Origin of the sequence: Streptomyces sp. NPDC058685 (assembly GCF_042714725.1) — a bacterium.
In the GTDB taxonomy this organism is placed as follows: Bacteria; Actinomycetota; Actinomycetes; order Streptomycetales; family Streptomycetaceae; genus Streptomyces.
In genome coordinates this window covers 20,132-40,564 of the sequence record NZ_JBHXSL010000064.1, presented here as the reverse complement: position 1 = coordinate 40,564, position 20,433 = coordinate 20,132, and the positions used below count along the sequence as shown (strand labels likewise).

Annotated in this window: 24 protein-coding genes; 13 read left to right on the top strand and 11 right to left on the bottom strand. The window is 70.7% G+C overall.

All coding sequences use genetic code 11. The features are described from left to right. Positions 1–47 precede the first annotated feature (47 nt). The 3 genes from ACFWU3_RS32465 to ACFWU3_RS32455 form a co-directional block, all read right to left on the bottom strand. Positions 48–953, bottom strand: coding sequence for an RNA polymerase sigma factor SigF (locus tag ACFWU3_RS32465; protein WP_327680431.1), 906 nt, complete (start codon positions 951–953; stop codon positions 48–50). A gap of 17 nt (positions 954–970) precedes the next feature. Next, entirely contained in the window at positions 971–1,384 is a 414-nt protein-coding gene (locus ACFWU3_RS32460) for an anti-sigma regulatory factor (RefSeq protein WP_018845530.1), read from the bottom strand. Positions 1,385–1,625: 241 nt separating this feature from the next. Further along, on the bottom strand, positions 1,626–1,886 hold the full coding sequence (locus ACFWU3_RS32455; protein ID WP_384444614.1) for a UBP-type zinc finger domain-containing protein: 261 nt from the start codon (positions 1,884–1,886) through the stop codon (positions 1,626–1,628). Positions 1,887–1,948: 62 nt separating this feature from the next. On the opposite strand from ACFWU3_RS32455, the gene ACFWU3_RS32450 reads away from it, so the two are divergent. Beyond that, positions 1,949–3,547, top strand: a complete 1,599-nt coding sequence (locus ACFWU3_RS32450; protein WP_384444613.1) for a Na+/H+ antiporter — start codon at positions 1,949–1,951, stop codon at positions 3,545–3,547. Positions 3,548–3,643: 96 nt separating this feature from the next. On the opposite strand, the gene ACFWU3_RS32445 is transcribed toward ACFWU3_RS32450, so the two are convergent. Both ACFWU3_RS32445 and ACFWU3_RS32440 read right to left on the bottom strand, forming a co-directional pair. Then, positions 3,644–4,612 (bottom strand): 1-aminocyclopropane-1-carboxylate deaminase/D-cysteine desulfhydrase, encoded by a 969-nt coding sequence (locus ACFWU3_RS32445; protein ID WP_384444612.1) that lies wholly within the window; start codon positions 4,610–4,612, stop codon positions 3,644–3,646. Positions 4,613–4,622: 10 nt separating this feature from the next. Beyond that, on the bottom strand, positions 4,623–5,213 hold the full coding sequence (locus tag ACFWU3_RS32440) for an N-acetylmuramoyl-L-alanine amidase (RefSeq protein WP_384444611.1): 591 nt from the start codon (positions 5,211–5,213) through the stop codon (positions 4,623–4,625). A 274-nt stretch (positions 5,214–5,487) separates the two neighbouring features. On the opposite strand from ACFWU3_RS32440, the gene ACFWU3_RS32435 reads away from it, so the two are divergent. The 6 genes from ACFWU3_RS32435 to ACFWU3_RS32410 all read left to right on the top strand — a co-directional run bounded on the left by ACFWU3_RS32435 (position 5,488) and on the right by ACFWU3_RS32410 (position 10,242). After that, positions 5,488–6,912: a family 2B encapsulin nanocompartment shell protein gene (locus ACFWU3_RS32435; protein WP_384444610.1), complete on the top strand. Its 1,425-nt coding sequence runs from the start codon at positions 5,488–5,490 to the stop codon at positions 6,910–6,912. A gap of 119 nt (positions 6,913–7,031) precedes the next feature. Continuing rightward, positions 7,032–8,063 carry a family 2 encapsulin nanocompartment cargo protein polyprenyl transferase gene (locus ACFWU3_RS32430; protein WP_384444615.1) on the top strand — a complete coding sequence of 344 codons (1,032 nt, stop codon included), beginning with the start codon at positions 7,032–7,034 and terminating at the stop codon, positions 8,061–8,063. A gap of 78 nt (positions 8,064–8,141) precedes the next feature. Continuing rightward, positions 8,142–8,747: a GNAT family N-acetyltransferase gene (locus ACFWU3_RS32425; protein WP_384444609.1), complete on the top strand. Its 606-nt coding sequence runs from the start codon at positions 8,142–8,144 to the stop codon at positions 8,745–8,747. 132 nt (positions 8,748–8,879) lie between these two features. After that, positions 8,880–9,461 (top strand): dihydrofolate reductase family protein, encoded by a 582-nt coding sequence (locus ACFWU3_RS32420; protein WP_384444608.1) that lies wholly within the window; start codon positions 8,880–8,882, stop codon positions 9,459–9,461. A gap of 125 nt (positions 9,462–9,586) precedes the next feature. After that, positions 9,587–9,730 carry a hypothetical protein gene (locus ACFWU3_RS32415; protein WP_384444607.1) on the top strand — a complete coding sequence of 48 codons (144 nt, stop codon included), beginning with the start codon at positions 9,587–9,589 and terminating at the stop codon, positions 9,728–9,730. Positions 9,731–9,801: 71 nt separating this feature from the next. After that, complete coding sequence (locus ACFWU3_RS32410) at positions 9,802–10,242, top strand: DUF6304 family protein (RefSeq protein ID WP_384444606.1); 441 nt, start codon at positions 9,802–9,804, stop codon at positions 10,240–10,242. A gap of 116 nt (positions 10,243–10,358) precedes the next feature. On the opposite strand, the gene ACFWU3_RS32405 is transcribed toward ACFWU3_RS32410, so the two are convergent. Next, positions 10,359–10,823, bottom strand: coding sequence for a group II truncated hemoglobin (locus tag ACFWU3_RS32405; protein WP_384444605.1), 465 nt, complete (start codon positions 10,821–10,823; stop codon positions 10,359–10,361). A 106-nt stretch (positions 10,824–10,929) separates the two neighbouring features. Then, positions 10,930–11,586 carry a snapalysin gene (snpA, locus tag ACFWU3_RS32400; RefSeq protein WP_384444604.1) on the bottom strand — a complete coding sequence of 219 codons (657 nt, stop codon included), beginning with the start codon at positions 11,584–11,586 and terminating at the stop codon, positions 10,930–10,932. Between the two features lie 175 nt (positions 11,587–11,761). Here snpA and ACFWU3_RS32395 point away from each other — a divergent pair, with 175 nt between their 5' ends. Next, complete coding sequence (locus ACFWU3_RS32395) at positions 11,762–12,730, top strand: LysR family transcriptional regulator (RefSeq protein WP_383240474.1); 969 nt, start codon at positions 11,762–11,764, stop codon at positions 12,728–12,730. Between the two features lie 181 nt (positions 12,731–12,911). Here ACFWU3_RS32395 and ACFWU3_RS32390 read toward each other — a convergent pair whose 3' ends face one another. Continuing rightward, positions 12,912–13,499 (bottom strand): TetR/AcrR family transcriptional regulator, encoded by a 588-nt coding sequence (locus tag ACFWU3_RS32390; RefSeq protein ID WP_384444603.1) that lies wholly within the window; start codon positions 13,497–13,499, stop codon positions 12,912–12,914. Positions 13,500–13,577: 78 nt separating this feature from the next. Between ACFWU3_RS32390 and ACFWU3_RS32385 the strand changes: the two genes are divergently transcribed. Then, complete coding sequence (locus tag ACFWU3_RS32385) at positions 13,578–14,522, top strand: DMT family transporter (protein WP_384444602.1); 945 nt, start codon at positions 13,578–13,580, stop codon at positions 14,520–14,522. Here ACFWU3_RS32385 and ACFWU3_RS32380 read toward each other — a convergent pair. Further along, complete coding sequence (locus tag ACFWU3_RS32380) at positions 14,446–15,414, bottom strand: helix-turn-helix transcriptional regulator (RefSeq protein ID WP_384444601.1); 969 nt, start codon at positions 15,412–15,414, stop codon at positions 14,446–14,448. The genes ACFWU3_RS32385 and ACFWU3_RS32380 overlap by 77 nt on opposite strands. 63 nt (positions 15,415–15,477) lie before the next feature. Between ACFWU3_RS32380 and ACFWU3_RS32375 the strand changes: the two genes are divergently transcribed. Both ACFWU3_RS32375 and ACFWU3_RS32370 read left to right on the top strand, forming a co-directional pair. Then, complete coding sequence (locus ACFWU3_RS32375) at positions 15,478–16,620, top strand: epoxide hydrolase family protein (RefSeq protein ID WP_384444600.1); 1,143 nt, start codon at positions 15,478–15,480, stop codon at positions 16,618–16,620. A gap of 102 nt (positions 16,621–16,722) precedes the next feature. After that, on the top strand, positions 16,723–17,919 hold the full coding sequence (locus ACFWU3_RS32370; RefSeq protein ID WP_384444599.1) for a low temperature requirement protein A: 1,197 nt from the start codon (positions 16,723–16,725) through the stop codon (positions 17,917–17,919). A 101-nt stretch (positions 17,920–18,020) separates the two neighbouring features. On the opposite strand, the gene sodN is transcribed toward ACFWU3_RS32370, so the two are convergent. Further along, entirely contained in the window at positions 18,021–18,416 is a 396-nt protein-coding gene (gene sodN, locus ACFWU3_RS32365) for a superoxide dismutase, Ni (protein ID WP_313944179.1), read from the bottom strand. A 150-nt stretch (positions 18,417–18,566) separates the two neighbouring features. On the opposite strand from sodN, the gene sodX reads away from it, so the two are divergent. Continuing rightward, complete coding sequence (gene sodX, locus ACFWU3_RS32360; RefSeq protein ID WP_384444598.1) at positions 18,567–18,986, top strand: nickel-type superoxide dismutase maturation protease; 420 nt, start codon at positions 18,567–18,569, stop codon at positions 18,984–18,986. On the opposite strand, the gene ACFWU3_RS32355 is transcribed toward sodX, so the two are convergent. Further along, entirely contained in the window at positions 18,890–19,519 is a 630-nt protein-coding gene (locus tag ACFWU3_RS32355) for a CGNR zinc finger domain-containing protein (protein WP_313944177.1), read from the bottom strand. The two genes, sodX and ACFWU3_RS32355, sit on opposite strands and share 97 nt — an antisense overlap. 80 nt (positions 19,520–19,599) lie before the next feature. Between ACFWU3_RS32355 and ACFWU3_RS32350 the strand changes: the two genes are divergently transcribed. After that, the gene (locus tag ACFWU3_RS32350; RefSeq protein WP_384444597.1) at positions 19,600–20,373 is read left to right on the top strand and encodes a class I SAM-dependent methyltransferase; all 774 of its coding nucleotides are present in this window, start codon (positions 19,600–19,602) and stop codon (positions 20,371–20,373) included. Positions 20,374–20,433 lie beyond the last annotated feature (60 nt).

Genomic DNA, 20,433 nt, shown 5'->3' with positions numbered 1-20,433 from the left:
GGCACACACTGTGCCGGGCCCTCCCGCATGCGTGGGTGGAGGCTCTGCTACTCCTCGACCAGCAGCCGCTCGCGCAGCTGCGCGAGGGTGCGGGCCAGCAGGCGGGAGACGTGCATCTGGGAGATGCCGACCTCCTGCGCGATCTGCGACTGGGTCATGTTGCCGAAGAACCGGAGCAGCAGGATGCGCTTCTCCCGCGGTGGCAGATCCTCCAGCAGTGGCTTCAGCGACTCGCGGTACTCGACGCCCTCCAGCGCCTCGTCCTCGGCGCCGAGGGTGTCCGCGACCGCCGGCGACTCGTCGTCGGTGTCGGGGACGTCCAGGGACAGCGTGGAGTACGCGTTCGCCGACTCCAGGCCCTCCAGGACCTCCTCCTCCGAGATGCCCAGACGCTCGGCGAGCTCGTGGACCGTCGGGGAGCGGCCGTGCTGCTGGGAGAGTTCGGCGGTCGCCGTGGTCAGGGCGAGCCGTAGCTCCTGAAGCCGGCGCGGGACGCGGACCGCCCAGCCCTTGTCGCGGAAGTGGCGCTTGATCTCACCGACGACCGTCGGCGTCGCGTAGGTCGAGAACTCGACGCCACGCTCCGGATCGAACCGGTCCACCGACTTGATCAGACCGATCGTCGCGACCTGGGTGAGGTCGTCCAGCGGCTCACCCCGGTTGCGGAAGCGCCGCGCCAGGTGCTCGACCAGCGGCAGATGCATACGCACCAGCTGGTTGCGCAGTGCCGCCCGCTCCGAGGAGCCGTCGGGCAGCTTGCGAAGCTCGATGAACATCGCCCGCGCCCCGCTGCGGTCATGTGGATCGTGGTGCTGCTGCTCGTGCACGTGCTCGCTCATATGGGCCGCCCGCTCTGCCTGCGCCTGCTCCGCCGCGTCCAAAAGGCCGTCCACCGGATGCGGCCGCGCCTGCTGCTCCGGGATGCCGTGCACCGCGGGTGGCTCGTTCCGCACCGGACCGTCCCCGTTCCTCACGCCGGCCCGGGTCCCGCGCCGCGCTGTTTGTACAGGCTGATGGAGACCGTACGGTCGTCGGCTACCGAGGAGTCGACCTTGCCGGCCAGTGCGGAGAGCACCGTCCAGGCGAAGGTGTCGCGCTCCGGCGCCCGGCCGTCGGTCGTCGGCGCCGAGACCGTGACCTCCAGCGAGTCGTCGACCAGTCGGAACACACAGCTGAGGACGGAGCCGGGGACCGCCTGCTGCAGCAGGATCGCGCACGCCTCGTCGACCGCGATCCGCAGATCCTCGATCTCGTCGAGGGTGAAGTCCAAGCGCGCTGCGAGGCCGGCCGTCGCCGTCCGCAGCACGGACAGATAGGCACCCGCAGCGGGCAGCCGGACTTCCACGAAGTCCTGAGTCCCGGGCTCGCCTGCGATCTGGGACACCCTCACCTCCAAGGTGGCACAAGCTCTTTCGGGGCCGCGGGAGAAAGATCCCGAAGCCGTGGGCTACGCAATCAGAACGCAGCCGGTACTGGCCCGGCGACGCTATCGCGATCCATAGTGCCCTGTCGCCGGGCCCCCACTCGGTGGCTGTCACTCATGGTAAGCATATGACCACACACAGTGGCTAGAGGTCTGCGGGCCCAATTGTGAGGAACCGGCGGAGGGTTGACGTACCCAGGCTTCAGACGATCGAACCGTCCACGAAGCACCACCGCCAGTTCTCTCCCGGCTCGAAACTGCGCATCACCGGATGGCCCGTCTCCGCGAAATGCGCCGACGCGTGGCGCATCGGCGAGGAGTCGCAGCACCCCACCTGCCCACAGGTCAGGCAGAGTCGCAGGTGCACGGGATGGGTGCCGCCCGCGTCGCACTCCGCGCACGTCCCGGTCAGCGCGGCCGGTGCGGGGACGGGCAGTTCTGCTGCATGCGCACACTCGCTCATGATTGCCAGATTACGGCGGTGGACGCCGGACGAGGCGTGGACGGACCGAGGGACGGCGAGAGATGGACGTATTGCCCCTGGTGGCACTGATCGCGGGCAGCGCCGCGATCGCCGGGCTGGCCCGCAGGTCGCCCGTGCCCGTACCCCTGCTGCTCGTGGCCGCGGGGCTGATCTGCGCGTACCTGCCCGGGGTCCCGGACTACACGCTCGACCCGCACATCGTGCTGCCGCTGGTGCTGCCGCCGTTGCTGCACAAGGCGGCGGTCGACAGTTCCTACCTCGACCTGAAGGCCAACCTCCGGCCCGTCGCGCTGCTCTCGGTCGGCTATGTGCTCTTCGCGACCCTCGTGGTGGGCTACCTCGCCTTTCTGCTGGTGCCCGACCTGCCCCTGACGGCGGCGCTGGTCCTCGGAGCCGTGATCGCGCCGCCGGACGCGGTGGCCGCCACCGCGATCGCCCGCCGGCTCGGGCTGCCGAACCGCATCACCACGATCCTCCAGGGCGAGTCCCTGGTGAACGACGCCACCGCGATCACGGCGTTCAAGGTGGCGCTGGCCGCCGCCGTGGGGGAAGGGGCGAGCTGGGCGGGGGGCATCGGTGAATTCGCCCTGGCCTCGCTCGGCGGCATCGCCGTCGGCCTGCTGCTGATGGTGCCGCTCCACTGGCTGCGCACTCATCTGAAGGAAGCGCTCCTCCAGAACACGCTGTCGTTGCTCATCCCCTTCGTCGCCTACGCGGCGGCCGAGCACGTCCACGCCTCCGGCGTCCTCGCCGTGGTCGTCGTGGCGCTGTACCTCGGGCACCGCTCGTGGCAGGTCGACTTCGAGACGCGGCTCCAGGAGGACGCCGTGTGGCGGATGATCGCCTTCATCCTGGAATCCGCCGTGTTCGCGCTGATCGGACTGCAACTGCCGTACGTCCTGGACGGCCTCGGCAACTACGGCGTCGCCGAATCCCTCTGGTACGCCTTCGCGGTCTTCGTCTGTGTGGTGGTGGTGCGGTACGTCTGGGTCTTCCCGGGGACGTACCTGCCGCGACTGTTCTCCTCACGCGTCCGGGAGCGGGAACCGGACACCGACTGGAAATCGCCCGTGATCGTCGGCTGGGCCGGAATGCGCGGGGTCGTCTCCATGGCGATCGCCTTCTCCATCCCGCTGACCGCGGCCGACGGCGAGGCCTTCCCGGCGCGGAACCTCGTGCTGTTCCTGACGTTCACGACGGTCATCGGCACGCTCGTGGTGCAGGGACTGACCCTGCCGGTCCTGATCCGCAAGCTGAAGCTGCCCCAGCGCGACGCCTACGCCGAGACGCTCGCCGAGGCCCAGGCCCAGAACGAGGCGTCCCAGGCGGCGGACCGGCGGCTCGACGAACTGCTCGCCGACAGCGCGAACGCCCTGCCCCAGCCGCTGGAGGAACGCCTGCGCACGGTCCTGGAGCGGCGGCGGAACTCCGTCTGGGAGCGGCTCGGCGGGGTGAACGAAGCGACCGGGGAGTCGGCGGACGACACCTACCGCAGGCTCGCCCGGCAGATGATCGGAGCGGAGCGTGAGGTCTTCGTGCGGTTGCGGGACGAGCGGCGGATCGACGACGAGATGATGCGGACGCTGCTGCGACGGCTGGATCTGGAAGAGGCGGCGGCGTTCCGCGAGGAGGCCGGATAGGGCTGTCGGGGGCTCGGGCCGGATCCGGTCAGGCTGCTTCCGGGGGTCGGGCCGGCCGGGGCAGGGTGCCGCAGAGGGGGCTCGGGCCGGACCCGGTCAGGATGCATCCGAGGGCTCGGGGTCTTCGGGCCGGCCCGTCACCACGGCGGCGACGGTGGTGCCCGCCGGGAACGCACCCTCGGCGACCAGGGTGGCCAGACCGTAGAGCATTTTGGCCACATACAGCCGCTCGACGGGCAGTCCGTGGCGTGCTTCGAACTCATCGGCGAACGCATCCAGCCTCGGAGTGGAGCGCGCGTACCCGCCGCCGTGGAAGCGCTCGTCGAGCGTCCAGTCGCCGGTGCGGCCGCCGAAGGCCTCCTGCTGGATACGGGCCGTCTCCGCGGCGAGGAAGCCGCCCCGCAGGACGGGGAAGCCGATGGCGCGCTGCCGCGGCGCGAGGCCCGCGGCGAGGCCGGCGAGTGTTCCACCGGTGCCGCAGGCGACGGCGACCACGTCCGCGAGCTGCCGGAGCTCGTGCCCGAGGGCCGTGCAGCCGCGTGCGGCGAGGGCGTTGCTGCCGCCTTCGGGCACGACGTAGAAGTCGTCCGCGCGGCCGGTGTGGTGCGCGGGGTCACCGGCCCGCGCCTCCGCCGCCGCTGCCAGGATCCGCGCCAGGACCTGGGGGTCGTTCTTCGTCCGGTAGGTGGCGCGGTCCACGAACACCAGACGCATGCCGTCCGCCGCGCACTGCGTGAGGGACGGGTTGAGCGGCCGGGACGCCAGTTCGTCGCCCCGGACCACGCCGACCGTGGGGAAGCCCAGCAGGCGGCCGGCGGCGGCCGTCGCCCGCAGGTGATTGGAGTAGGCGCCGCCGAAGGTCAGCAGCGGGCGGCCCGCCGCCGCCCGCAGATTCGGCGCCAGTTTGCGCCACTTGTTGCCCGGCAGGTCCGGGTGGATCAGATCGTCGCGCTTGAGCAGCAGGCGTATGCCGTGCCGGGAGAAGCGCTCGTCCTCGACCGGCTGCAGCGGCGACGGCAGCCGGGGCCGCAGGGCGGCGGTGAGGTCGAGCGCTTCCGGTGGCACACGGCCATTGTCACTTCAGGCGCTCGGCGATGCGTTCGCGCATGGCCTTCATGGTGAAGCCGCGCGGGTCGACCTTGCCCGGCTGCCATTCGAGGTGACCGATCACGGACCGTGAGTTCCAGCCGTGGTGGCGGCAGACGGCCGCCGCCGCCTTCTCGATCGCCTCCAGCTGGACGGCCGGCCAGGGGTCCTTGCCGTCGCCCAGGTTCTCGCACTCGAAGCCGTAGAAGTGGCGGTTCCCGTCGGTGTTCGCCTCGTTGTCGGCGGGGAGTGCCTTCTCCGCTATCACCGCGCGCAGGACGTCGTCGTCGCCCAGGCCCGCGTGGTTGGCGCGGCCGTAGCCGACGAGATGGACCTTGCCGTCCTTGGCGATGACGCCGTGGCACAGCGGTCCCGGCAGGGACGCGTAGCCGTCGCGGCAGATGCGGACGGTGTTCGCGGTGCCCTTGGTGACCGTGTGGTGGATCATCACACCGTGCACCGGGCCCCACGGGCCCTTGTGGTTGCGGTTGTGCGTGCGCCATTCGCCGACCTGGACGACTGTCAGTCCCTCGTCGCGTAAGGCGTCGAGAAACCTGCTCGCGGACATGGGTGCGGCCATCGGTGGAGCTCCCTGGGGTGGGGGATGGGGATGGTGGGGGGATGGTGGTGGACGCGGAATGCGTCGTACCGGGCTTCTACCCGAACTCCCGCGGACGGACCACTTGTTCGGGCGGTGATCGAGCCGATCCGGTCACCGGACCGGACGACCGGCTTCCGCCCCATGTGCCCCACTGGGGGATAAGTAGTCCCATCCGTTTGTGTAATGGCGTCCGTACTCTGCGTGCTGACAGGCTTTCTCTCGCAGGTCAGACCATGATCGAGAGGGAGTCCTAATGTCGGTTGGTTCGGTTGGCTCTGTCGGCGACGAGGTCCGTGAGCAGCACACGCCGAAGCAGCAGAGCCTCGGTACGGCCGCCGCGCGGAACCTTGCGACCACCACCAAGTCGGTGCCGCAGATGCAGGAGATCACCTCACGGTGGCTGCTGCGCATGCTGCCCTGGGTGCAGGTGCAGGGTGGCACCTACCGGGTGAACCGCCGCCTGAGCTACTCGGTGGGCGACGGGCGCGTGACGTTCGTGCAGACCGGCGACCGCGTGTCGGTCATTCCCGCGGAGCTGGGCGAGCTGCCCGCTCTCCGGGAGTACGGCGAGGAGTCGGTCCTGGCCGAGCTGGCGAACCGCTGTGAGCAGCGGGAGTTCGCGGCGGGTGAGGTGGTGGCCCCTGCGGGGTCGGCCGCCGACCGCGTCTACCTCCTGGCCCACGGCCGGGTGGAGCAGATCGGCACCGGGCCCTACGGCGACGAGGCGGTTCTCGGAGTCCTCGCCGACGGCGCCTACTTCGGCGAGCAGGCCCTGGTGGACCGCGACGCCACCTGGGACTACACCGCCCGCGCCGCCACCGCCTGTACGGTCCTGGTCCTGACCCGGGACGACGTGCTGAACCTCGCGGAGCGCGCCGACTCGCTCCGCGCTCATCTCGCAGGGCTCGCCGCGCTGCCGCATCAACGGACCAACAAGTACGGCGAGGCGGCGATCGACCTGTCCGCGGGACATGTCGGTGAAGCCCTCGTCCCGCACACCTTCGTGGACTACGAGGGTGCGCCGCGCGAGTACGAACTGAGCGTCGCCCAGACCGTGCTGAAGGTGCACAGCCGGGTCGCCGACCTCTACAACCAGCCGATGAACCAGACCGAGCAGCAGTTGCGGCTCACCGTGGAGGCGCTGCGCGAGCGCCAGGAGGACGAGCTCGTCAACAACCGGGAGTTCGGTCTCCTGGCCAACTGCGACTACGGACAGCGCCTCCAGCCGCACGACGGCGCGCCCAGCCCCGACGACATGGACGAACTGCTGTCGCGGCGGCGCGGTTCGAAGATGTTCCTCGCCCACCCACGGGCCATCGCCGCCTTCGGACGTGAGTGCAACCGGCGCGGGCTCGTCCCGGACAGTGTCGAGGTCGCCGGCCACCATGTACCGGCCTGGCGCGGTGTACCGATCTTCCCGTGCAACAAGATCCCGGTCACCGAGGCCAGGACCACCTCCATCATCTGTATGCGTACCGGCGAGGCCGAACAGGGCGTCATCGGCCTTCAGCAGGCGGGTATCCCGGACGAGATCGAGCCGAGTCTGTCCGTGCGATTCATGGGCATCGACGAGCAGGCGATCATCTCCTACCTCGTCACGGCCTACTACTCCGCAGCGGTGCTGGTGCCCGACGCCCTCGGTGTCCTGGAGAACGTGGAGGTGAGCCGCTGGAGGTGACCCGACCGGCGGCCGGGAGCGCGCCTGCTACCCGTGCTCCCGGCCTCCGCCCCCCTCGGAGCGGAGCAACCGGCCGCAACCTCGCACCGGACCCCCCCGAAAGGACCGCACAGTTGACCATGTCGGAGGCCGTCGAGGGCCGTGAGGCCATCGCCCTTCTGGACCGCACCCGCGAGGTCGTCGATCCCCAACTACGAGCAACCATCGACTCCCTGCCCGGTTCCCTGCGCCGGGTCGCGATGTACCACTTCGGCTGGGAGCACGCGGACGGAACCCCGGCCGCGGGGTCCACCGGCAAGGCCATCCGGCCGGCGCTCGTCCTCGCCGCCACCAGGGCACTCGGGGGGAACCAGCGCCTCGCGGTGCCGGCCGCGGCAGCCGTCGAGCTCGCGCACAACTTCACACTGCTCCACGACGATGTCATCGACGAGGACCCGACCCGAAGACACCGCCCCACCGCCTGGACCGTCTTCGGCACCCCCGACGCGATCATCGCGGGTGACGCCATGTTCGCCGTGGCGCTGCGTCTGCTCGCCGAGGACCACCATCCGGCGTCCGCGGCCGCGTCGCGGCGGCTCACGGACTGTGTGATCGAGCTGTGCGCCGGACAGCAGGCGGACTGCGCTTTCGAGGAGCGCGCGCCCAACGACGTGTCCCTCGACGAGTGCCTCGAGATGGCGACCGCCAAGACAGGTGCGCTGCTGGGGTGCGCCTGCGCGCTCGGAGCCCTGTACGCCGGCGCGGGGGAGGAGGAGACCGCAGCCATGGACGCGTTCGGCAGGGAGGCCGGGCTCGCGTTCCAGCTGATCGACGATCTCATCGGCATCTGGGGCGACCCTGACCGGACGGGGAAACCGGCGGGCGCCGACCTGGCCGCGCACAAGAAGTCGCTGCCGGTGGTGGCCGCCCTGACCTCCGGCACCGCCGCCGGGGCGGAACTGGCCGAGCTGTACCGGGGGCCCATGAACGCCGCGACGGTGCGCCGGGCCGCCGAGGCGGTCGACCGGGCCGGGGGCCGGGACTGGGCGCAGTTGCAGGCGGCCGACCGGATGGCCCGCGCCGTCCATGAGCTCTCCCGGGCGGTGCCGGATCTGGCGGCAGCGGGGGATCTGCTGGCCCTGGCCGAATTCGTCACCCGTCGTACCCGCTGAGGTGCCCGGCTCCCCGACCATGGAGAGGGTTGACCGATGAGGACGTGGACGCGACGCGGGGGCGAGAGGCGGAGACGGATGAGCGTGGAGGTACGGCAGGCGACGGCGGAGGACCGGGAGGAACTCGTCCGCCTCATCCATGAGGCGTTCCGGGACGATCCGGTGAGCCGGTGGGTCTTCCAGGACCCGGCCGAGCTCCGCCGGGCCCACGCACCCTTCGTGGGGGTGTTCTTCGACCTGGCCCTCGCGGTGGGCCGGGCCGATGTCACCGAGGACGGCTCGGCCGTGGCCCTCTGGTTCCCGCGCAAGCCCGGGGCGGCGGGGGAGGGCGAAGTCGACGACGAGACCGGGGCCCGGCTGATGGCGATCGCCGGACGGAGCCGCGTCCGGGCGGAGACGGTCGGCCGGCTGACGGACGAGGTCCATCCGCACGACAGGGCACACGAGTACCTCCAGCTGATCGCGGTCTCGCCGCAGCATCAGGGGCAGGGCCGGGGGACGGCGTTGCTGGCGCCCGCGCTGGAGCGCTGTGACCGGGACGGAGTTCCCGCCTATCTGGAGGCGAGCAACCCCGGCAGCCGACGGCTGTACGAGCGGCTGGGTTTCATCTTCACGGGCACGGCAGTGCACCTGCCGGACGGCCCGGTGATGTGGCCGATGTGGCGGGAGCCGCAGGGGCGTTGACGTTCACAGCCGTGGGTGTGGCTCGCTGAATCCGAGAGGAGAAAAGCTCTTGCTTGACCACTATGACTGAAGCACTATGAGTGGAGTGGTTCGTCGGTCCGGCGGATCCTCCACGACCGAAGGTGTCCTGTCTTGCGCAAGCTCAGCTATTTCATCGCGGCGTCGATCGACGGCTTCATCGGAGGCCCGGACGGTAGCGGCGAAAGCTTCATGGAGTACGTGGCCGGGGACTTCCTGGAGTACCTCAGGACGGAAGCCCCGGACACCCTGCCCACCGCCGGCCGTCGGGCGCTCGGTGTCGACGGCGTCCCGAACACCGAGTACGACACGATCATCCAGGGGCGAGGCAGCTACGACCTCGCCCTCGAAGCGAAGATCACCAGCCCGTACGCCCACCTGCGGCAGTACGTGGCGTCACGCAGCATCACCGAGTCGCCCGACCCGGATGTGGAGATCGTCTCCGGAGATGTCGCCCTCAAGGTCCGGGAGCTCAAGCAGGAGAGCGGCCTCGGGATCTACCTCTGCGGCGGCGCCGATCTCGCCGGTCAGCTGAGGGAGGAGGTCGACGAGCTCGTCATCAAGACCTATCCGGTGGTGCTCGGCACCGGCATGCCCATGTTCGCCTCGGGGTTCCGGGCGGACGCGTTCACTCTCGACTCCGTGCGGGCGTTCGACAACGGCGTCCTCGTCAGGAAGTACCTCAGGAAGCGCTGACCGCCGGGTGTCCTGTCCGTCCGTACCGCCATATCCTTGGAGATATGGGCAGCGAAGGACGTCGGACCGTCCGCAGCCCGCAGGCCGAGCACCGATGCCCGGCGTGCGGACAGCCTGTCGGTACCGTGACGAAGCGACGCAAGACTCTCGGGGCGTACGTCCCCTTCTGGGGCCCCGGCCCCTGCCACAATCCCGACTGCGCCCAGAGCGCCGAATCCGGGGGCGAGCGGCCGGGTGACGCGCCCGGCCGGGCGGTGGACACCACCTGAGGTGCCCCGGCCCGGTCCCTGAGGCATCCCTGCTGTTCGGCGGCGGGTGCGGTACCGCTACAGTCCGCGCCATGTCATCGGAGTCGACGGAAGTCTGGGCGGGCTGGTACCGCGACCGGCGGGGCGCAGAAGCGGTATCGATCGCGGCGCACGAACGCCAACTGCGCACGCGCATCAGGGGTGTTGAGTACGAAGGGGCGACGTTCGCCGCCCTGCGGGCCGTCGGGGGCGAGGCGTTGCTGTCCTCATGCGTGCTGGAGTGGGACATACCGCTGCCCGTGCACACGGCCGGCGCGGTCCAGCGGGCCACGCTCAGCTGCCTGCTGACGCTCGGCGAACCGCGGCCGGGAGGGTTCCTCGACCGCTCGGACCTCAACCTGACCCTGCACTACGGAGGGACGGCCTACGAGTCCGGAGTGGCCAGCGGCGACTTCGAGGAGGCGCTCGGCCGCATCCGTGAGCAGCTTCCGCCCGGCGCGGAGCTGGGGGCGCACGCCGCGGTACGGGCCTGAGCCGGAGGCGGCACGCCGCGGCGAGCCGGAGTATCGGCCGTAGCCGTAGCCGTAGCCGTAGCCGTAGCCGACAGTCCCGGCCCGGCCCGGTCAGGGGCTGAGCCGCGGACCCCGGCTCAGCGCAGGCCCTCCCAGCCCCAGCGAGGGGTGGGGCCCGGATCTCCCAGGTCCGTGCCCGGCGGCTCGGCCGACACATCGCGGGCGATCTTCGTACCCCAGTCGAAGTACTCCAGCACCCGGCGGCGCAGCAGCTCGTCGTCGGGGAGTTCCTTGTCCACCGCTGCGGTCATCAGCTCCATCCAGCGCAGCCGCTGCTCTTCGGTGATCCGCAGGCCCAGATGGGCGCGGAGCAGGGACTGATGGCCCCCCAGTTCGCCGGTGAAGCGGGCCGGCCCGTCGAAGATCTCGGCCAGCCACACCGCGACATGTTCGATGTGGGTGGTCGTGAAGCCGGCGAAGACGGGGGCGAGCAGCGGATCCGCGAGGACGGCGTCGTAGAAGGTGTTGCTCAGTCGCCGCAGGGTCTCGGTGCCGCCCACGGCCTCGTAGAGCGTCCCGGTGTGTTCACTCGGATCGGTCATGGCGCCACCCTAAGGTCCGAAACAGCGGAGGGGTGCCCTGCCACTTGTTCGCAGGACACCCCTCGTGTCGCGGTCCGCCCCTGCGGCTGGGGCGGGTGTCAGCGCGTCAGGAGACCTTGGCGATCGCTGCCGCCAGGCCGTTCGCCCACAGGGCGTTCACCCGCGCGCGCTCCGCGGCATTCGGGTTGGCGTTCTGGCAGGACGTGCCGGGACCGCCGCCCGACATCAGTTCGCTGCACGGGCCCGAGTAGTGGTCCGGCAGACCGAGCACGTGCCCGGTCTCGTGGGCCGTGACCCGGGTGGAGTTGTACTGCTGGTTCTGGCGGTAGTCGAGGAAGATGTAGCCGCGGCCGTGGCCGTCCGTGCTCGCGTACGAGCCGCGGGAGTCATTGCCCTCGTAGTACCGGAAGTCCGGGCTGCTGCCTTCCTGGAGGCGGACGTTGGTGACCGAGCTGTTCCAGATCTGGGTGCTGCGGGATATCTGCGAGCGGAAGGTCGGTGCGCTGGAGGCGCTGTAGACGACGGTCACGGCCTGCGCGCCCGGGTTGGCGGCGCGCTTCTCGGCCACCGACTTCACGACCGCGTCGAAGAACGCCGCGGTCGCCTTGGCGTCCTCGGAGGATCCTTCGTAGGCGGCGTACGACGTGTGCGCGGTGGCCGCAGGGGAGTTGGCCGTCGTCGCAGCGGTCGCGGGCACGGCGGAGAGCGCGGCCGCGAGGCCGAGTCCGACTGCCGTGGAGAGTACGGTTCTCAGGTGACGCATGGGGGGCTCCTACTCGTCCTATGAACGGGTTCGGTGCGTCAGAGTGTCGGGGAGCCGTCCCCTCGTGCGGATGATGTCAACTGCCGATAACTCCGGGGCATCACCTGTCCTGTCCGTCCCCTGTGCCCGAACTATGTGTCTGGTGTGGCAGTTGGTGCCGCCCTACTCTCGGGACATGGAGCTCGAGGTGAGGCACCTCCGCGCCCTGTGCGCGATTGCGGACACGGGCAGCCTGCACAAGGCAGCCCGACAACTGGGCGTCAGTCAGCCGTCGTTGACGACCCAGCTGCGGCGTATCGAGAACTCCCTCGGCGCGGAGCTGTTCTCCCGCGAACGCTCCGGCTGCCGGCCCACCCCACTGGGCCGCGCGGTCCTGAGCAGGGCCCGACCGCTGGTGGCCGAAATGGCGGCCCTCGTCGTCGAGGCCAGAGCCGCGGCGGGCAGAGCCGGCGGCCCCCGCTTACGGATCGGATCCACCGCGAGCCGTGCGCTCGCCGGCTGGCTTCGAAGACTCAGGCAGCGGCTGCCCGGCACGGACATCTCGCTGCATGTCGACGTCTCCGCGAACGCCCTGCTCAGGATGGTCGCCGCGGGTCAGCTCGATGTCGCTTTCGTGCACGAGGTGGAGGGCTGTCCGCTGCAGGTGCCCGACGGACTCTCGGTACGCGTGCTGGTCGAGCGCGAACCGCAGTTCATCTCCATGGCGCGTGATCATCCGGCCGCCGCGACTCCCGTGGTCGAGCTCGCCGATCTGGCCGAAGACCGATGGATCGTCGACCCCACGGTGGACGGTGAATGGGACGGGCTGCGCAGGGTCCTGGGGGCTGCCGGACTCAACCCGCGTGTCCTGCACGGGGATTACCACACGGCCGCCTCCCTGATAGCGGTCGGCGAGGCGGTCGCCCCCTGTCAGCCCACCTCGGGGCCGCGCGACGACATGGCGATCCGACCTCTCCGCGGAGACCCCCTGGCGGTACGGCTGTTGCTGTTCTCGCTGCCCGGTGCGTACGAGCTCTACGAGGCCGTGTACGCCGATCTGGAGAGCGCCTATCGCGAGGCGGCGTCCCGGGCGGCCACCTACCGGCACTGGCTGCTGCGGAACAACAGTCCTCTCCTGCCCGCGCCGGTGACCTGCGTGCCCTGACCCCCCGGCCGCGCGGGAGCGGTGACGGAGCCGGCCCGGCTCCGTCAACAGGCGCCCCGCTCAGCCCGTCGGGAACAGGCACGGCCGGACGCGGCCGGTTCAGCGACCCGGGACGCCCGTTTCGGCAGTCCGCGAGCCGGTTCAGCGACCCACGACGCCCGGTTCGGCAGTCCGCAGCCGGTCAGCCCCTCGCGAGCAGGGAACGCGCCTGTTCGCCCGCGACGCCGAGCGCGTCGGGGAAGACGTTCAGGCCGTGGGCCACGAGCGCGCCCTCGTGCAGCAGCATCAGGGTGCGGCCGAGCGTTTCCGGGTCCTGAGCCCCGGCCTCCCGGGCCAGGTCGGTGAAGAGCCCGAGCATCCAGGTCTTCTGGCCGGTGATGAGCGGGAACGCGGGATGCGCCGGATCGCTGATCTCGGCATGGGCGTTGACCATGCTGCACCCCCGAGTGCTGTGCTCACCCGCCCACACGCGAGAGGCGTCGAAGACGGCCAGGACGCGGGCGTCCGGTTCCTCTCCGGCCCCGGCCAGACGCTCGGCGAGGAAGGCCCGCCACTGTTCGTCGCGCGCCGCCAGGTACTCCACGACGATCTGGTCCTTGGAGCCGAACCGGTCGTAGAGGGTCTTCTTGGTGACCCCCGCCTCGGCCGCGATCAGGTCGACGCCGACCGCGTGGATGCCGCGTTCGTAGAAGAGGCGCGAGGCGGCGTCCAGCGCGCGGCGGGCGCCCGGGGTCAGGGCGACGCGGTGGGGTGACGTGGTGCTGCTCATGGCATTGAGTATACCGATCTGTATAGTGGAAGAGGTAGACCGATCTGTATACCTCCTTTCCCGGGTGGTGCGACTGCCATGAACGTCCTGCTCTCCGCGGCCTTCGTCCTCTGCTGGAGCTCCGGCTTCATCGGGGCCAAACTCGGGGCGGGCAGCGCCGACGCCGTGACGGTCCTGATGTGGCGGTTCCTGCCGCTGGCCCTCGTCCTCGCCCTGGTCTCGGCACTGGTCGCCCGGGCGTCCTGGCGCGGCCTCACCGCCCGGGACGTCCTGCGGCAGACCGTGATCGGAGCCCTGTCGCAGAGTGGCTATCTGCTCACCGTCTACGCGGCGATCCAGCTCGGCGTCTCCAGCGGCACCACCGCGCTGATCGACGGCACCCAGCCGCTGGTCGCGGGCGCGCTCGCGGGGCCGCTGCTGCGGCAGTACGTCTCACGCCGGCAGTGGCTCGGCCTCTGGCTGGGCATCTCCGGCGTCGCCGTCGTCACCCTCGCCGACGCCTCGGCGGTGCACGGCGTCCCGCCCTGGGCCTACGCCGTGCCGTTCGTCGGGATGCTCTCCCTGGTCGCGGCCACGTTCCTGGAGGGCCGCACCCGCACGCCCGTCGCCCCGTCGGTCGCCATGACCGTCCACTGCGCCACCAGCGCGGTCGTCTTCACCGCCCTCGCGGCCGCCTTCGGGGCGACGACGCCGCCCGCCGAGGGCTCGTTCTGGCTGGCGGTCGGCTGGCTGGTGGTGCTCTCCACCTTCGGCGGCTACGGGCTGTACTGGCTGGTGCTGCGCCGCTCCGGGGTCACCCGGGTGAACACGCTGATGTTCCTGATGGCGCCGGTCACGGCGATCTGGGGCGCCCTGATGTTCGGTGAGCCGTTCGGGCCGCAGACCGGGATCGGCCTCGCGCTCGCGCTCGTCGCGGTCGTCGTCGTGCACCGCGGCGCGCGCCCGGTCAGGACGCGGGCGTCGAGCGGTCGTAGCGCCGCGCCAGCTCCCGCAGATGAGCCAGCAGCTCAGGGGGGCCGGTGACGTCGAAGTCGTGGCCCAGCATGCCGAGATACACGCCCAGCGTCTCGACGGAGTCGGCGCCGGTGTCCAGGACGCAGGTGCGGTCGTCGAGCGCCTCGACCACCCCGACCGCCGGGTTGATGCGTTCGGCCACGGCCTCCGCCGGGGCGTGCACCGTCACCCGGGCGCGGTGGCGCCAGCCGGCCGCCGATACGCGCCGTGCCACATAGGTCGCCGCATCGCCGCCGTCGGGCAGTTCGCGCGGCGCGAACCGGGGTCCCGTGGGCGTCCGCGGCCGGATGCGGTCCACCCGGAAGGTGCGCCAGTCCCCGCGCTCCACGTCCCACGCCACCAGATACCAGCGCCGCCCCCACGAGACCACCCGGTGCGGTTCGCTCACCCGGCGGGACGCCGAACCGTCGTGGGCGCGGTAGTCGAACCGCAGCCGCTCACGGTCCCGGCAGGCGGCCGTCAGCACGGTCAGCACATCGGCGTCCACGGCAGGCCGCGGCTGGTCCGCCGGGACCGGCACGGTGTACGTCTGCAGCGTCTGCACCCGCCGGCGCAGCCGTGCGGGAAGGACCTGCTCCAGCTTCGCCAGCGCCCGCAGCGACGTCTCCTCCATGCCCGAGAGCGCGCCCTGAGCCACCGTGCGCAGCCCGATCGTCACCGCGACCGCCTCCTCGTCGTCCAGCAGCAACGGAGGCATCGCGGTGCCCGCCGCGAGGCGATAGCCGCCCGCCGGGCCGCGGGTGGCGTCGACCGGATAGCCGAGTTCGCGGAGCCGGTCGATGTCGTTGCGCACCGTACGGCCGCTCACCCCCAGCCGCTCGGCCAGTTCGGTGCCCGGCCACTCACGGGCCGTCTGGAGCAGGGACAGCAGACGCAGCAGTCGTGCGGAGGTTTCCAGCATGAAGTCGAGACTGCCGGAAATTCAGGAATCGGACGTGCCTAATTGCCTTCTAACGTTGTGTTCATGGACACCGACACCTCCGCACAGATCCGCCCCTTCCGCATCGAGATCCCGCAGGCCGACATCGACGATCTGCGCGACAGGCTGCGCCGCACCCGCTGGGGCACCGAGGTCCCGGGCACCGGCTGGAGCCGCGGCGTCCCGGCCGGCTATCTGCAGGGGCTCGCCGAGTACTGGGCCGAGGGCTACGACTGGCGCGCGGCCGAGGCGGCGCTCAACGAGTTCCCGCAGTTCATCGCCGAGATCGACGGACAGAACATCCACTTCCTGCATCTGCGCTCCGAGAACCCGGACGCCACTCCGCTCCTGCTGATGCACGACTGGCCCGCCTCGATCATCGAGTACGTCGAGGTGATCCGCCCGCTCTCCCAGGACTTCCACGTCGTCGTGGCGAGTACGCCCGGCGTGGGCTTCTCCGGTCCGCTCAGCGCGCCCGGCTGGAACAACGGCCGCATCGCCGCGGCGTACACCGAGCTCATGTCCGCTCTCGGGTACGGGCGTTACGGCGTCCAGGGCACCGGCGGCGGCGCCTGGATCGCGACCGAGATGGGCCGGCAGGCACCGGACCGGGTCGTCGGCATCCACGTCAACGGTTTCATCGTCTTCCCGTCCGACGACCCCGCCGACTTCGAGGGCCTGACCGAAGCCGAACAGGGCCGCCTCGCCCGGCTCCAGAACTTCCGCGACGACATGATGGGCTTCAACGTCATCCAGTCGACCCGCCCGCACACCCTGGCGCACGCGCTGCACGACTCGCCGGTCGGTCAACTGGCCTGGATCGTCGAGAAGTTCAAGGAGTGGACGGACGCCGAGAAGGACCTGCCCGAGGACGCGGTCGGACGCGACCACCTGCTCACCAACGTCAGTCTGTACTGGTTCACGGCCACCGCGGGCTCGTCCGCGAACCTCTACTACGAGGCGGCGCACGACCCGTCCGCCTGGGCGCCGAAGGAGCGCGGCACGGTGCCCACGGGCGTGGCGGTCGCTCTCACCACGGACGTCGCCGTCCGGCGCTTCGCCGAGCGGGAGCACAACATCACGTACTGGTCGGAGCTGGAGCGCGGCGGCAACTTCCTTCCCCTGGAGCAGCCGGACCTCTTCACCCAGGACGTACGCGACTTCTTCCGTTCCCTGAAGGAGATCTGACGGGCCGTACGCCCGTCGAGAACGGCGTCGCCGCCGGAAGCCGGCGTGGGTATCGTTCCGCGCGGAGTCGGCCCGGCGGCGGGCCGGCCAGGGGGGAGCAGCATGACGACCGGCAAAGAGCGGTCCAGAATGATCGCCACCGAGGACGACCATCGGGTGACCCCGGCGGAACTCTTCTTCGATCTGGTCTTCGTGTACGCGATCACCCAGGTCACCGCGCTCATGGCCCGCGACACCTCCGCCCTGCGGCTGCTCGGCGGAGTGGTCGTGCTCGCGCTGCTGTGGTGGTGCTGGTGCTGCTTCGCCTGGCTCGGCAACGTCGTACGCGCCGACGCGGGCGCGCTGTTCGGCGTTCTGGTCTCGGTCATGGCGGTGGTGCTCATCGTCTCGCTGACCGTGCCCGAGGTGTATGACGACGCCCCCGGCGGGCTGCCGGCACCGCTGCTGTTCGTGCTCTGCTACGGCGCGGTCCGCGTGCTCCACCTCGTGTCGTACTGGGTCTCCAGTCCGGGCGACAAGGCGCTGCGGGCGACGCTGCGCCGTACCGCACTGATCTCGGTGGCGCCGCCGTTCGTGCTGCTGCTGGTCGGCAGTGCCTTCACCGGGGTGACGCAGATCCTCATCTGGCTCGGCGCGGTGGCCGTCGACTACGGCGGCATCTGGATCACCGGCTCCTCGGGCTGGCGCGTCGCGTCACCCGGCCACTTCGCCGAGCGGCACGGACTGATCGTGATCATCGCGCTCGGGGAGTCGATCGTGGCGATCGGTGTGGGGGTCTCCGGCTATCCCGTCTCCGCCGCCGTGCTGGGCGCCGCCGCGGCGGGGCTGCTGGTCGTGGCGGGTCTGTGGCGGCTGTACTTCAGCCAGGTCGCCGAGGCCGCGGAACACCGGCTGGCCGCACTCACCGGTGACGACCGCACCCGCCTCGCGCGCGACACCTACACCTTCCTCCATCTGCCGCTGGTCGCGGGCATCGTGGTCTCCGCGCTCGGGATGAAGAAGGTGCTCCACCAGATCGCCGACACCGGCCACTACGACCTGTCCGAGCCGCTTCACGGCATCGTGGCGTGGGCCCTGCCGGGAGGGGCGGGCATCTTCCTCCTGGCGTCGGCCGCGATCCTGCTGCGGACGACGGGCCGGCGCTCGGTCGTCCTCCTCGTGGGCGGGCTCCTCTGTGTGTGCGCGGGCCCGCTGACGGCCGTGATCCCCGCGGGCCTCGCACTGGTGCTGCTGGCGGCGGCCGTCACGGCGCTGGTGGTGCTGTACGGCCGCAAGGACGCGGCGACGACGACCGGCTGAGGCCCGCTGGGTGGCCGCACCCGACAGACGACCGCACCCGGCTCCCCACAGAGGGGTTGCCGGGTGCGGTCGGTAGGAGTGAAGCGATCCGACGGATCGGATCAAGCCTTCTTCGTCTCCCAGAAGATCTTGTCGATCTGGGCGATGTAGTCCAGCGCCTTCTGGCCCGTCGCCGGGTCCGTCGAGCCCTTGGCGGTCGACAGCGCCTTGAGCGCGTCGTTCACCAGCTGGTGCAGCTCGGGGTACTTCTCGAAGTGCGGCGGCTTGAAGTAGTCGCTCCAGAGCACCGAGACGTGGTGCTTCGCGAGCTCGGCACGCTGCTCCTTGATGACCGTGGCGCGGGCCCGGAAGTGCGGGTCCTCGTTGGCCTGGTACTTCTCCTGGACGGCCTTGACCGACTCGGCCTCGATACGGGCCTGGGCCGGGTCGTAGACACCGCAAGGCAGGTCGCAGTGGGCGCTGACCTTCACCTTGGGGGCAAACAGGCGGGAAAGCATGGAGCTGTCCTTCCTCGTGATCGTCTTCTCAGGTGGGACATTACTCCGTGAGAGACCTGTTTTCGCGAGTGCCCCCTAGGGCTTAGGACAAAAGTCCAGGGTCAGTATGGGACTGGTGGCCGAACATACCGAGGGGCTCGGAGGTGGCGGATGAGTGAGCAGGGGCGGGAGCAGAGAGCATTGTTCGGGGTCGCCGAGGTGACGGGGCCGTCCATGTACCCGACGCTCCGGCACGGCGATCAACTGCTGGTGCACTACGGCGCCGAGGTGAAGGCCGGGGACATCGCCGTGCTGCGCCATCCCCTCCAGCAGGATCTGCTCATCGTGAAGCGGCTGGTGGAGCGGCGCGAGGACGGCTGGTGGGTGCTGGGGGACAACCCGGGGGCCGAGGGCGACAGCCGGGTGTTCGGATCGGTGCCCCACGAACTGCTGCTGGGGCGGGTGCGGGGGAGATACCGCCCGCTCGCCGGGGATCAGCGATCCGCCCGCGGGCTCGCCTCCTGGGCGCTCTCCGCGGTACGTCCCGTACTCTCCGACCGCTCGGTCTCCAGGCGCTTGCGGGCGCGGTAGGCGGCCACGTTGGCGCGGGTCGCGCAGCGGTCCGAGCAGTAGCGCCGGGAGCGGTTGGTGGAGGTGTCGAGGTAGGCGTTGCGGCAGGGCAGCGCCTGGCACAGGCCGAGCCGGTCCACCCCGTACTCCGTGAGATGGAACGCCAGACCCATCGCGGCGATCGCGGCGTATCCGGCGGTCGCGTTCGACGGATGGTCGGCCAGATGCATGTGCCACTTCGGGCGGCCGTCGTCGTCCCGGAAGTCGTGGCCGGAGATCTGCGGGCTGACCGGAAACTCCAGCAGCAGCGAGTTCAGCAGGTCGACGGCTCCCGTCTCGTCGCCGCCGTCGGCCGCCGTGAAGACCGCCCGCAGCCGGCCCCGCACGGAACGGAACCGGGTGACGTCCGCGTCGGTCGCGCGGCGCGCGGACTGGGTGGACTCGCCGAACAGTTCCCGTACGGCGTCCACCGAGGTGAGGGAGTCCTTGTTACGGGCCGGCTCCTCGGTGTTGACCAGGCGCACGGCGTAGTCCGAGTAATAGGCCAGTTCCACTTGTAGTCCTTACCGCGGCGGTCTAGGGTCTGCGTAACAGCTGATGCTGCTTCGAGGGTATTACGGACGGGAGGTTTCCGGTGTCGGAGACAGTGACGAGCAAGGGTGCGGGCACCGACTGGCAGGCCTGGCAGGAGAGCTGGGACCGCCAGCAGGAGTGGTACATGCCCGACCGCGAGGAGCGGTTCCGGATCATGCTGGACATGGTCGAGGCCACGGTGGGCCCCGAACCCCGGGTGCTGGACCTCGCGTGCGGTACGGGAAGTATTACGGACCGGGTCCTCAAGCGGTTCCCGAAAGCCACCAGCACGGGTGTCGACCTGGACCCCGCCCTGTTGACCATCGCCCGGGGCTCCTTCGCCGACGACGACCGGGTCACCTTCGTCACCGCCGACCTGACCGACCCCGACTGGACGTCGCACCTGCCGCACGACGCGTACGACGCCGTGCTCACCGCGACCGCCCTGCACTGGCTGCGCAGCGGACCGCTCTCCACCCTCTACGGGCAGCTCGCCTCGCTCGTGCGCACCGACGGCGTCTTCATGAACGCCGACCACATGATCGACCGCACCACCCCGCGCATCAACGCCGTCGAGCGCGCCCACCGGCACGTCCAGATGGAGCGCGCCAAGGAATCCGGGGCGGTCGACTGGGCCGAATGGTGGGCCCTGGCCGGTCAGGACCCCGTCCTCGCGGAGCCCACCGCCCGCCGGTACGAGATCTACGGCGAGCACGCGGACGGCGAGACCCCCTCCGCGCGGTGGCACGCCGAGACGCTGCTCACCGCCGGCTTCGGCGAGGCCCGCCCGGTGTGGTGCTCGCCCTCCGACACCCTGCTGCTCGCCCTGAAGTGACACGGCGGGAACAGCGCTGACGCGCGACGCACGGGAGGGCGGTACGGACCAGGTCCGTAC